This is a genomic window from Arthrobacter sp. Y3224198 (genome assembly GCF_059090025.1).
On record NZ_JBNHFG010000052.1, the window covers coordinates 1 to 10,417 of the forward strand.

Consider the following 10,417-nt stretch of genomic DNA (forward strand, 5'->3'; position numbering starts at 1 on the left):
GCCGGCGGGCAGCGCGGCCTACGCCAACTGCTCGGCGGTTCGGGCCGCCGGTGCGGCGCCCATCCGGGTGGGCGACGCCGGGTGGGACCCGAAGTTCGACCGCGACGGCGACGGCGTGGGCTGCGAGTCCTGACCGGCACCGGGCGCTGGAATACCGGAAAGCGCCGTGCTCAGCGGTCCTCGCCCAGTGTCAGTGCCGCGGTGATCAGCGCCAGATGGGACAGCCCCTGCGGGAAGTTGCCCAGGAACGCGGAGTCCTGTTCGGCAATCATCTCGGTATACAGGCCCACATCGTTGGCCAGCGGAACCAGTTCGTCCATCAGTGCGGCGGCCTCGTCCCGCCGGCCCACGCAATCCAGGGCGGCCGCCATCCAGAAGGCGCACGCCACAAAGGTCCCCTCCTCCTTCTCGGCCCCGCTGAACCGGTAGAGCAGCGGCCCGCGGCCCAGCTCGCTGCGCAGCGCGTCCAGGGTGGAGGACATCCGCTCGCCCCGGTCGAAACCGCTGATGGCGTGCAGCAGGATGGAGGCATCCAGCTGATCCGTGCCGGGATACCAGACGTAGGCGCCGCGTTCCTCGGACCAGCAGTTGGCATCCACCCAGTTCCGGATGCGTTCCTGCTCGGCCCGCCAGCGTTCCGGCGTGCCGGGAATCTGGCCCAGGTCCGCCAGATGGGAGGCGCAGCTCAGGGCGTGCCAGCAGCCCAGTTTGGACGTGGTGTAGTGCCGTTCCTCGTCCAGTTCCCACATGCCCGAGTCCTTGCGCTGCCAGACATCGCAGGCCAGGTCGGCCAGATCGGCCAGATAGCGTCCGGTGCCGGTGTCCAGCACATGGCCGGCGTCCACGTACATCTGGACAATGTTGAACAGGTCCCCGAAGACGCCCATCTGCAGCTGCGCGGCGGCGTCGTTGCCGTTGACCACGGGGCCGATTCCGCGCCAGCCGGGCATATCCAGCACCTCGGCATCCGCGGCGCTGCCGCCGTTGAGCCGGGTAAACACCTTCAGGTCCGATCCCTGCTCCCGCACGTTCTTGAGCATCCCGGACACGGCCGCATGCACTTCCTCGCGCAACCCGAAACGGATCATGGCATGCAGGGTGTAGGCAGTGTCCCGGACCCAGGCGTAGCGGTAGTCCCAGTTCTTTCCGCCGTTGACGTTTTCCGGCAGGGATGTGGTGGCGGCGGCGGCAATGGCCCCGGTGGGACTGTGCAGGAGCAGCTTCAGGGCAAGCGCGCTGCGTTCCACGGCGTCGCTCCAGCGTCCCTCGTACTGGAACTCGCGTGACCAGTCCTGCCAGTTCGCTATGGTGCGGTCCACGCCGTCGTCGATAGTGTCCAGGTCCGGCAGCGGCAGCGGCTCGTCATGGGTGGAAATCACCGCCAGCAGGTGGCGTGTTCCGGCGCGGGCCGTAAAGCTGCCGCTGATGTCCCGGTCGGAGGCCTGTTCCTCGCCGATGTCCCGGCCACGGACCGCCATGGTGGTGCCCTGCACCTGCAGCACGGGTCCGTGGACAGACTGCTGCACCCACGGGGAAGCGGTGTTGAAGCTGCTGCCCGGCGTGACCGCCCAATGCATCCGCACCTCGCCGTCAAGCCCCTCGATCCGCCGCGCGAGCTCACCCCAGGGCAACCGGCCGGCCACTCCGGTGTTCAGCGAATCGGTGACCCGCACGCTGCCGGACTCCGTGGTGAAGGTGGTAGCCAGGACATTGGTGCCCTCCACATAGGCGCGCTCCACGGTGAAGCCCTCCACCGGTCGCAGTTCGATCTGCCCGCCGTTCTTCGCATCCAGCAGCCGGGCGAACGCGGGTGTGGAGTCCAGATCCGGGGTGGGGTACCAGTCGATGGAGCCGTCCAGGGCCACCAGCGCCACGGTCCGTCCGTCGCCGATGGCACCGTAGGAACGCAGGTCCACGTAGCCGTCCGTGCGGTCCGGTTGGGGCAGTCTCATCTGTGCAGCTCCTCGTTCTGGTGGCGTTGGTCAGGCGGTGCGGGGTGCCTCGAACACCCAAGGCTCCGGCGGGATGTGTGCCGGGGCGAATTCGGCCAGGGCTTTGTCCAAGGTCCCGGGCAGGCCCAGCGAGTTCAGGATCAGGGCTCGCGCAGCATCGGTCTCCAGCCCGACGGCGGCCAGATCGGGCAGGGTCACGGCACCGTCGCGCTTGGCCAGGCGTTGGCCGGCCGGGTTCAAGGCCAGCGGCACATGGGCGTAGCTCACTTCGGGCAGTCCCAGCAGGGACCCCAGGTAGGCCTGCCGCGGTGCGGAGCTGAGCAGGTCGTCCCCGCGGACCACCTGGTCGATGCCCTGCAGCCCGTCATCCAGCACCACCGCCAGGTTGTAGGACGGCACGCCGTCATTGCGCAGCAGCACCAGGTCATCCATGGCGGAGGTGTAGCTGCCGTGCAGCTCGTCGGTCACGGTGAACTCGGGGACCTGCGCCCGCAGCCGCAGCGCCGCGGGCCGCTCCCGCCGTCGTCGGGCACGTTCCTCTTCGGTGAGGTGGCGGCAGGTGCCGGGGTAGGCGCCGGGCGGGGCGTGCGGGGCGGAGGCCGCTTCGGCCACCTCGCGGCGGGTGCAGAAACACTCATACACCAGCCCGGCTTCCCGCAGCCGGGCGATGGCATCCAGGTACAGCTCCAGCCGCTCGGACTGCCGGATGATGTCTCCGTCCCAGTCCAGCCCGATGGCTACGAGGTCGCGCAGCTGGGCCGCTTCGGCGCCCGACCGCACGCGGTCCAGGTCCTCCATCCGGAGCAGGAACCGGCGGCCGGTGCTGCGGGCGAACAACCAGGCCAGCACGGCGGTGCGCAGGTTGCCTACATGCAGCTCTCCGGTGGGGCTGGGGGCGAAGCGGCCGGCGGCGGCGGAACCGGCGGCGGAGGAAGTAGGCACCCCTTCAGTCTATAAACCTTCGCCCTGTCCCTGTGCGGGCGCTCGTCGGGCGGGCGGTGAGCGCGGTGAGCGCGGTGAGCGCGGATGTTGGGCGGGGCCCGCCGAGGGCTACGTGGCGGGCGCACGTGCTTTTCCTGCCGGTTTGCGTTTTTGCTGCCAGTTCAAAGCGGCAGCAGAAACCCTAGGCGGCAGCAGAAACCCAAGTGGCAGGACCTCCCCGCGGACCGGCAGCAAATTCCCAAGCGGCAGCAAAAACCCGACTGCTGCCGCCGGCACGCCCGCAGATCGGCGAAGTTCCCACGCACTGTTAGCCCTGTGCTTGGTGGGGAACCACCAGTCACGGGAGTACCAGAGTGTGGGAAACACGGTCCCTCCGCGCCGGTCTGAGCCGGGACGCCCTCACAGGCATGAGCCGGACGCCGGTGCCCTGCAGAGGATCCTCTTGAAAACGGTCCCGGATCCGGACCGCGGGTGTCCGCAAAGCCGTGGTTCCGGAAGCGGCAGCGTTCCTAGCCTCGAGGGTATGGGACTCATGGAAGTTGAAGTGGCCCTCCTGGAGCACCGGCAGAAAATAGCGGCGAGCGAAGCCCTGTGGTCACGCCTGCGGACTGCCCGGGAACGGGCACCCTCCACCGACTCCGGTTCCGGCAAGGCCGACTGGCCGCTCCTGACCCTGCGGCTTGGTCCGCTGCGGTTGGCACTGTTCCGCACGGTCCGGCTTCCGGCCGGGCACGCACGGGATTGGCACGGGACGCCCGGAGCCCTCCCCGGGTAGTTGCCCGGCTGGGGCTGTCCGCCGATCCCGTACGGGGCTAGGCCCGGCCGGCGGACTCGGCGTGGGTCTGCGCCGGAGGGGGCCCGCCTTCGACTCACACGGAACGCCCAGAGTTTTCCCGGGGTTCCGGGAGTAACCTGTCGGCGACGAGGGAACCGCCGGCTACCGTGCTGGGCGGGACGGCGGCCCCGGGTGGGATGAACCGATGACTAGTGGTTTCGCGGGACGCAGTTCATCGAACGGAAGGCGGACGACGACGTCGGGCGGCTCCCGCTGGACCATCGTGGTGGTGGGCCTGATCGTGGTGCTGCTCATCATTGCCCAAGGCGTGGCAACGGGTTTCACGGGTCTGCTGGGCTCGGCGGGACTGATCGCACTGTGCACCGGGCTGTACACGTTCCTGACCAACCGGCCGTCGTGGCTGGACCTGCCGAACCGGATGATCGGGGCCATCCTGGCCGTGGCGGGACTGCTGGCCTCGGTGATCGCCACCGCCATCCACTGGGGCTAGTGCCGGGTTGCCGCCGACCGGCCGGAGGCGGATCCGGAACGGTCAGGCTCGGTTTGGTGCGTCGGTTGTGTCGATCTCGGCTGCCTTTGCATCGGGTGCTTCTGCGCCGGTCCGGCCGGTCTCGTCGGCCAGGTCTGCCCGCAGGCGGCCGTCGCCGCGCACCCACAGCCGGTAGGCGACAAAGAGCAACGCAATCCAGACCACACCCACGATCAGGGCCACCCGGGTTTCCGGGATGATGCCCAGCAGCACCACAATGAAGCCCATAAAGGCCAGCGCGGCGTAGGAAGCAACTGGCCAGAACGGCACGCCGAACTCCGAGGGGGCCAGGCCGCGCCGCTTGATGTCGCGTTTCATGGCGATGTGGGAGAGCAGGATCATCAGCCACACCCAAACGGTCGCGAAGGTGGCGATTGAGGCAATGATGGTGAACAGCGATTCGGGCAGCAGGGCGTTGAGCACCACGCCGGTCAGCAGAACCACGGCCATGGTGGCCACGGTCATCCACGGCACGCCGTTGCGGGAGATCTTCGCGAACGACGCCGGGGCCTGGCCTTCCTGCGAGAGCCCGTACATCACCCGTCCGGCGCCGAAGATGTCGGAGTTGATCGCGGAGATGGCTGCGGTGATGACCACGGCGTTGAGGATGTGCGCCGCGGCCGGGATGCCCAGGGTGTCGAAGATCTGCACAAACGGGCTGGTTTCCCCGTTGATGTCCTGCCACGGGAAGATCATCATCAGGATGCCCAGGGCGCAGACGTAGAACAGCAGGATGCGCACCGGCACGGTGTTCACCGCGGCGGGAATGGCCTTCTTCGGGTTGTCCGCCTCGCCGGCGGTGATGCCGATGGTTTCGATGCCGCCGAAGGCGAACATCACAATGGAGAAGGACGCCAGCAGTCCCCAGAAGCCGTTAGCGAAGAATCCGCCGGAGCCCAGCATCGTGTCCAGGCCCGGGTTCGCGGCGTCGGGCAGGCCGAAGCCGAAGACCACAATCGCGGCCCCGCCGACGATCATCGCAATGATGGCCGCGACCTTGATGATGGACAGCCAGAACTCCGTTTCACCGAAGACCTTCACCCGCATCAGGTTCAGGGCGGCGATCAGCAGCACCACGGCCAGGATCCAGATCCAGCGTGGAACGTCCTCAAACCAGAAGCCCATGTAGATGCCGAACGCCGTCACATCGGCAATGGCGACAATGGCCATTTCGAAAGCGAACGTCCAGCCGGTGATGAACCCGGCGAACGGCCCCAGGTAGCGGCTGGCATAGTGGCCGAACGAGCCCGAAACCGGGTGTCGGACGGCCATTTCGCCAAGGGCACGCATGACCAGGAACACAGCCGCGCCGCCGATCATGTACGCCAGCAGGACGGCCGGACCGGCCGACTGGATGGCGGATGCAGACCCGTAGAACAGCCCGGTGCCAATCGCGGAACCGAGCGCCATGAAGCGGATGTGCCGGACATTCAGCCCGCGGGCCAATGCCTGGGTGAAGGAGGACTTCAAAGAACAACGCACCTTGCAGATTGGGGGATTGGCCGAATAGTCGGCCTATCCATGGTACGCCTTCGTCCGGCGGCTCCGATTTCGGGCGGGAGCAGTCGCCGACGCCGGATGTTGCCCGGATCCCGGGCCCCGGGCCGGGGCGCTGCAACGGTCCGAACACCCCGCCGGACAAAAATGTCAGTGCCGGACGATACGTTTCCCACAGGGACGAAATCGGACCCGGCGGGGTCGCCCCGCCACTTAGCAACGCACTCGCAAAATGGGGAGAACACCATGGACAACACCGCTTATTCGCCGAACCCGCCTGCCGGGCAGCCGGGTCCGGGCCAGCCGGGCCAGCCGGGCCAGCCGGGCCAGCCGGGCCAGGAACACCCGGGGTACCCGGGACAGCCGGGTCCCGGACAGGGATTCAACGGACCCGGTGCCGGCAAGCCGGTCAACCCGGAGGCCGGAAAGGGGCTGGCCATCACGGCCCTGGTGATCGGCATTGTCTCACTGCTGCTGTGCTGGGTGCCCTTCGTGAACAACCTGGTGTTCGTCCTGGGCCTTATCGGCCTTGGCTTCGCGATCCCTGCCCTGGTTATCTCGGTGAAGAACCGCTCCCGTGCCAAAGCCATGTCCATCGCGGCACTGGTCCTGGTGGTGCTGTCCCTGGTCGGAGTCCTGGCCACCCAGGCGTTCTACAGTGCGGTGATCGATGACGTGGCGGAATCCATCGAGGATGGAGCCGACGGTGTCGTCGATACTTCCGAGAAGGAACAGAAGGCTGCGGAAGATGCGCTGGCCATCGGTACGGCCGCAACGGTCGGGGACTACAGCGTTACCGTGACCGGGGTGAACACCAACGCGAGTGACATCATTGCCGCCGTCAACCCCTACAACGCGGCACCGCAGGGACAGTACGTGCTGGTGGACCTGGCTGTGGAATACAAGGGCGACGGCGAGGGAAACCCCTGGGTGGACCTGTCCACCAAGTTCATTGGCGCGGATGCCCGTCAGTATGATCCGTCGACCTGCTCCGTTGTTTTGGAGAATGAAAACTACGACGTGCCGACGCTCGAGAAGGGCGGCGTGGCTGACTTCCAGGTCTGCATGGATGTTCCCACGGAGGCCCTGGCCGACGCCAAGGTGTTTGTGGAACCGACCTTCGCCTGGGATAACGAGGACCGCACCTACTGGACCGCCCAGTAGCCGGCAACTGACCAGGCAGAACCGCAAGGGCGGGTTCCGGCGACGGACCCGCCCTTGCTGTTTTCCCGGTATCAGCCGCCGGTTGCCCCGCGTGCCTCCTGCGGGATCAGCGGGTGTTCTGCCCGTACCTTCATTTCCTGCACGGTCCACGAATTGCCGTCCGGGTCCGCGAACCCGAACAACGTTCCGCCGTCGCGCGGGTCAATGACCGTGACGTCGCCGGCGTCCACGCCGCGGTCCACCAGCTGGCGCCGGGCGGCGCGGGCGTCGGAGACCACCAACTGCAGTCCATGGAGGGAGCCCGGCGCCATCTGCGCCATGCCCAGCACTATGGAACAGCCCGAACCCGGCGGAGTCAGCTGGGCGAAGTCCATCTGTGCATTGGTGGTCCGGTGGTCCAGGGTGAAGCCGATTTGGTCGCGGTAGAAGCCCACCGCCCGGTCCAGGTCGCTGACCGGAACCTGCACCACTTCGAGGGTCCAGTCCACGGGTCATCCTCCCGTCCGCACGGAGGCAAGGAGTTCGTCCAGCTGGTTGTAACCGGCCGACATTCCGTCTTCAATGCCGTTTGTCACGAACTGGTCGCGGGATTCAACGGAGGGGTAGAGCGAGCGGCCGGAGAGGCTGCTCCGGCCCGCGGGGAGCGCGGAAAACGTGGCGTACTCAAGCGTGACCACGTCCGGGTACCCTTCAAACTCGAACGTCTGCAACAGGAACTCGTCCTGCCGCACGGTGTGGAAGATGCCCCGGAAGGCGAATTGGTCGTCGCCCCGCGAATGTACAAATCGGTAGGCACCGCCGTCGCGGGCCTCAAACACGTCTATCCGGGTAGCCACGTCCCGCGGACCGACCCATCGGGCATACAAATCCGGGTCTGTGTGCCCCTTGAAGACCTCGCCCACCGGGAAATCGAACTCCCGGTGAAATTCGAGGAAAGGCTCACCGTCCGGGGCATGCAGGGTCAGGGGGTTGCCCATCACATTCCCCTTCCCTGCAGCGGCGCCGGCTGGAGCTGTGCCAGCAGCTCCTCCATCCGGTCGAAGCCTTCGGCGACGCCGGCCTCCATGCCGGAGGCCGCCATTCCGTCCCGTGCCTCCATGGAGGGGTAGACGGAGTGGGCGGTGATCCGGGTGCGGTCGCCGTCGAGCGCTTCCAAGGTCATGAACTCCAAGCTGGTGATGTCCGGGTAGCCGGAGAACTCGAAGGTCTGGATGGCGGCTTCGTTTTCGCGCACGGTGTGGAAAATTCCCCGAAACTCGTACGGCACCCCGTCCGGGCCGGTATGGATGTAGCTGTAGGAGCCGCCGGTGCGGAAGTCATAGTGGTTGATTTCCATTTTCATTCCGCGCGGACCCAGCCACTGGAGGATGAGGTCCGGCTCGGCGTAGGCGCGGAATACCTGTGCCACCGGGTAATCCACTTCGCGGCTGAAATCGATGAACGGGACGCCGTCTGGAACGGAGAGCTGCAGTGCGTTGGTCATGATGGATCCTTTGCCTGCGGGCCGCCTTTCGCAGCGGCCTGTGCGTGAAGCACGGCATCAAGGCTGCGGAACTGCTCCTCGCGGACCAGCCGGTACTGGCCGATCCAGGCGGTGAGCGCCTCCAACCGTGCGGGATTCAGGTGGACGGGCCGGCGCTGCGCATCACGGCTGCGCGTGACCAGCTGCGCCTGCTCGAGGACCTGGATGTGCTTCGAGACCGCCTGCTTGGAGATCTCGAAGGGTTCCGCCAATTCGTTGACCGTTGCCGGCCCCCGGGAAAGCCTGGCGATGATCTGGCGACGGGCCGGATCGGCCAGGGCCAAAAAGGCCCGGTCCAGGAGGTCCGTGTCATCGCCGCGGGGGTCCATGCGTTCGGTCAGCTTTCCATCTGCTCGCCCAAAAGAACTGCGTAATCAAGGTGCTGGTTGTTCAACCGATTGGTTGATTACGACGTTACGTCCGGGTCCGGCCCCGATCAAGGGGGTTCGGGAAAAACCTGCCGGCCGTGTACCGGAAGCGGTACCTGGGTTAGGGTGGCGCAGGCAGGCATTGCTGCCGACGCCAACGGGGGTGGGGATGGATTACAAAGGAACACGGACGGGTGCCCGGCCAGGGACGCAAACAGGGTCCCGGAGGCTGCGGGGGAGTAATGATCCCGCTGTCCGACCTGACAACGACAATTCGCTTGGCGGCGCTGGGACCACCGTGATGGTGCTGACGCATGCGCTGTATCTCGTAGCTGCGTATCCGGCCTACTTCGTTTTCCGTGTCGCCACAGACCTGACGGAAGAGTCGCGTCTGGACCCTGCCACCTTCTGGGCCAGTTTCGGCTGGCTGGTCTCCCTGATCGGTGGATGGGCTGTGTATGCGTGGTTTCACCGCCGCGGTGGCGACCGCAGCGGGGCCTGGATGTTTCTGGGGATCTTCGCAGTCTGGGCTTTTACGTCCATGATGGTGGTCCTGACCCTCTGAACCGAATGTCGATGATGTCCCGGTTCCGCCCCGAACGGGCCGGGCCGACCGTGAACAGGAGCCGCCATGGCACGGCAGGCATACACCCTCACCGAACCGTCCCCGGGGATCTGTTTCGTGGAGGGCCCGGCGTCGAACTGGGTGATCCTTCGCGCCGGGGAGCGGTTCACGCTGGTCGACGCCGGGTACCGGGGCGACCTGCCCCTGGTGCTGGACTCGATCCGCGAGGCAGGTTTGGACCCCGCCGCCGCCGTCGCCGTCCTGGTGACGCACGCCCACGTGGACCACACGGGCGCGGCCGCCCATTTTTCCCGCGAGTACGGCACACCGGTGCTCAGCAGTGCCACCGAGCATCGGCACCTGACGGGGCAGGAGAAGTTCTCCGTCACGCCGCTGCAGGTTTTGGCCCGGGCCTGGCAGCCCCGGGTCCTGCACTGGGCCGGGCAGGTGCTGCGTGCCGGCGGTCCGAAAGGGGTGCCGGTCCCGAGGGCGGCCGTCTGGACGGATGAGATGCTGTCCGGACTGCCCGGGCGGCCGGTGGCGGTCCCAACACCGGGGCACACGCCCGGGCACACGGCGTTCTACCTCCCGGACGCCAAGGCCGTAATTACCGGCGACGCCCTGGTCACCGGCCACGCCATCAGCCCCCGCAACGGGCCGCAGTTGCTGCATGCCATGTTCCATCACGACGGTGAGGGTGCGGAGAAGTCCCTGGCGGTCCTGGCCCGGCTGGATGCCTGCCTGCTGCTGCCCGGACACGGGCCGGCTCTGCGAACTGCGGTCCGCGATGCCGTGGCCGCTGCCCGGACACAACGCGTTGCCAGGGCCAAACCGGTCTTTGCCCCCGGCTCGGGCTGGGCAGGGGAGCCCACCTACGGGCGGGTGGAGCCGGCCAGCCGGGCAGGGCATAGGTGACGTCTTCCGGCCCGTGATCCGTCCCCGTACACTGGCCGCGGAATCCGCATCCGGCTGGAACGGAGAGGCGCATGGACGAACAGGCTGCCCCCAACGATCCGCAGGGCCCCGCCGGTAAACCGGGCAAGGCGGACCGGCGGCCCGGCGCCGCCTCCGCGGCCGGGCCC

13 protein-coding genes are annotated in these 10,417 nt (G+C 67.3%); 6 read left to right on the forward strand and 7 right to left on the reverse strand.

Annotated elements, in window-relative coordinates; translation table 11 throughout:
* Positions 1 to 133 (forward strand): excalibur calcium-binding domain-containing protein (locus tag AC5RUF_RS15820; protein WP_494131225.1); only part of this gene is annotated, 133 nt, incomplete at its 5' end.
* A 37-nt stretch (positions 134 to 170) separates the two neighbouring features.
* On the opposite strand, the gene AC5RUF_RS15825 is transcribed toward AC5RUF_RS15820, so the two are convergent.
* On the reverse strand, positions 171 to 1,952 hold the full coding sequence (locus AC5RUF_RS15825; RefSeq protein ID WP_493998452.1) for a glycoside hydrolase family 15 protein: 1,782 nt from the start codon (positions 1,950 to 1,952) through the stop codon (positions 171 to 173).
* Positions 1,953 to 1,982: 30 nt separating this feature from the next.
* Positions 1,983 to 2,894, reverse strand: coding sequence for a tRNA glutamyl-Q(34) synthetase GluQRS (gene gluQRS, locus AC5RUF_RS15830; RefSeq protein WP_494131217.1), 912 nt, complete (start codon positions 2,892 to 2,894; stop codon positions 1,983 to 1,985).
* A gap of 523 nt (positions 2,895 to 3,417) precedes the next feature.
* Here gluQRS and AC5RUF_RS15835 point away from each other — a divergent pair.
* Positions 3,418 to 3,669, forward strand: a complete 252-nt coding sequence (locus AC5RUF_RS15835; protein ID WP_494131218.1) for a hypothetical protein — start codon at positions 3,418 to 3,420, stop codon at positions 3,667 to 3,669.
* Between the two features lie 205 nt (positions 3,670 to 3,874).
* Complete coding sequence (locus AC5RUF_RS15840) at positions 3,875 to 4,180, forward strand: hypothetical protein (protein ID WP_493996314.1); 306 nt, start codon at positions 3,875 to 3,877, stop codon at positions 4,178 to 4,180.
* Positions 4,181 to 4,222: 42 nt separating this feature from the next.
* Here AC5RUF_RS15840 and AC5RUF_RS15845 read toward each other — a convergent pair whose 3' ends face one another.
* Complete coding sequence (locus AC5RUF_RS15845; RefSeq protein ID WP_493996324.1) at positions 4,223 to 5,629, reverse strand: amino acid permease; 1,407 nt, start codon at positions 5,627 to 5,629, stop codon at positions 4,223 to 4,225.
* Between the two features lie 333 nt (positions 5,630 to 5,962).
* Here AC5RUF_RS15845 and AC5RUF_RS15850 point away from each other — a divergent pair, with 333 nt between their 5' ends.
* Positions 5,963 to 6,880: a hypothetical protein gene (locus tag AC5RUF_RS15850; protein ID WP_494131219.1), complete on the forward strand. Its 918-nt coding sequence runs from the start codon at positions 5,963 to 5,965 to the stop codon at positions 6,878 to 6,880.
* Between the two features lie 71 nt (positions 6,881 to 6,951).
* On the opposite strand, the gene AC5RUF_RS15855 is transcribed toward AC5RUF_RS15850, so the two are convergent.
* From AC5RUF_RS15855 to AC5RUF_RS15870, 4 genes are read right to left on the reverse strand one after another with little or no spacing between them, the layout of a single operon-like run.
* Positions 6,952 to 7,368 carry a VOC family protein gene (locus AC5RUF_RS15855; protein WP_494131220.1) on the reverse strand — a complete coding sequence of 139 codons (417 nt, stop codon included), beginning with the start codon at positions 7,366 to 7,368 and terminating at the stop codon, positions 6,952 to 6,954.
* Between the two features lie 3 nt (positions 7,369 to 7,371).
* The gene (locus tag AC5RUF_RS15860) at positions 7,372 to 7,857 is read right to left on the reverse strand and encodes an SRPBCC domain-containing protein (protein WP_494131226.1); all 486 of its coding nucleotides are present in this window, start codon (positions 7,855 to 7,857) and stop codon (positions 7,372 to 7,374) included.
* Complete coding sequence (locus AC5RUF_RS15865; RefSeq protein ID WP_494131221.1) at positions 7,857 to 8,363, reverse strand: SRPBCC family protein; 507 nt, start codon at positions 8,361 to 8,363, stop codon at positions 7,857 to 7,859. Before AC5RUF_RS15865 ends, AC5RUF_RS15860 begins: the two co-directional genes overlap by 1 nt.
* The gene (locus AC5RUF_RS15870) at positions 8,360 to 8,731 is read right to left on the reverse strand and encodes an ArsR/SmtB family transcription factor (RefSeq protein ID WP_494131222.1); all 372 of its coding nucleotides are present in this window, start codon (positions 8,729 to 8,731) and stop codon (positions 8,360 to 8,362) included. The genes AC5RUF_RS15865 and AC5RUF_RS15870 overlap by 4 nt, the downstream gene beginning before the upstream one ends.
* Positions 8,732 to 9,071: 340 nt before the next feature.
* On the opposite strand from AC5RUF_RS15870, the gene AC5RUF_RS15875 reads away from it, so the two are divergent.
* The gene (locus AC5RUF_RS15875; RefSeq protein WP_494131223.1) at positions 9,072 to 9,335 is read left to right on the forward strand and encodes a hypothetical protein; all 264 of its coding nucleotides are present in this window, start codon (positions 9,072 to 9,074) and stop codon (positions 9,333 to 9,335) included.
* 66 nt (positions 9,336 to 9,401) lie between these two features.
* The gene (locus tag AC5RUF_RS15880; RefSeq protein ID WP_494131224.1) at positions 9,402 to 10,250 is read left to right on the forward strand and encodes an MBL fold metallo-hydrolase; all 849 of its coding nucleotides are present in this window, start codon (positions 9,402 to 9,404) and stop codon (positions 10,248 to 10,250) included.
* Positions 10,251 to 10,417 lie beyond the last annotated feature (167 nt).

Excerpts from the sequence above, each read along its gene's own strand:
- AC5RUF_RS15875 (WP_494131223.1), top strand. The coding sequence starts at position 9,072 with ATGGTGCTGACGCATGCGCTGTATCTCGTAGCTGCGTATCCGGCCTAC.
- AC5RUF_RS15850 (WP_494131219.1), top strand. The coding sequence starts at position 5,963 with ATGGACAACACCGCTTATTCGCCGAACCCGCCTGCCGGGCAGCCGGGT.
- AC5RUF_RS15845 (WP_493996324.1), bottom strand. The coding sequence starts at position 5,629 with ATGGCGCTCGGTTCCGCGATTGGCACCGGGCTGTTCTACGGGTCTGCA.
- AC5RUF_RS15835 (WP_494131218.1), top strand. The coding sequence starts at position 3,418 with ATGGGACTCATGGAAGTTGAAGTGGCCCTCCTGGAGCACCGGCAGAAA.
- AC5RUF_RS15880 (WP_494131224.1), top strand. The coding sequence starts at position 9,402 with ATGGCACGGCAGGCATACACCCTCACCGAACCGTCCCCGGGGATCTGT.
- AC5RUF_RS15825 (WP_493998452.1), bottom strand. The coding sequence starts at position 1,952 with ATGAGACTGCCCCAACCGGACCGCACGGACGGCTACGTGGACCTGCGT.
- AC5RUF_RS15860 (WP_494131226.1), bottom strand. The coding sequence starts at position 7,857 with ATGGGCAACCCCCTGACCCTGCATGCCCCGGACGGTGAGCCTTTCCTC.
- AC5RUF_RS15870 (WP_494131222.1), bottom strand. The coding sequence starts at position 8,731 with ATGGACCCCCGCGGCGATGACACGGACCTCCTGGACCGGGCCTTTTTG.
- AC5RUF_RS15840 (WP_493996314.1), top strand. The coding sequence starts at position 3,875 with ATGACTAGTGGTTTCGCGGGACGCAGTTCATCGAACGGAAGGCGGACG.
- AC5RUF_RS15865 (WP_494131221.1), bottom strand. The coding sequence starts at position 8,363 with ATGACCAACGCACTGCAGCTCTCCGTTCCAGACGGCGTCCCGTTCATC.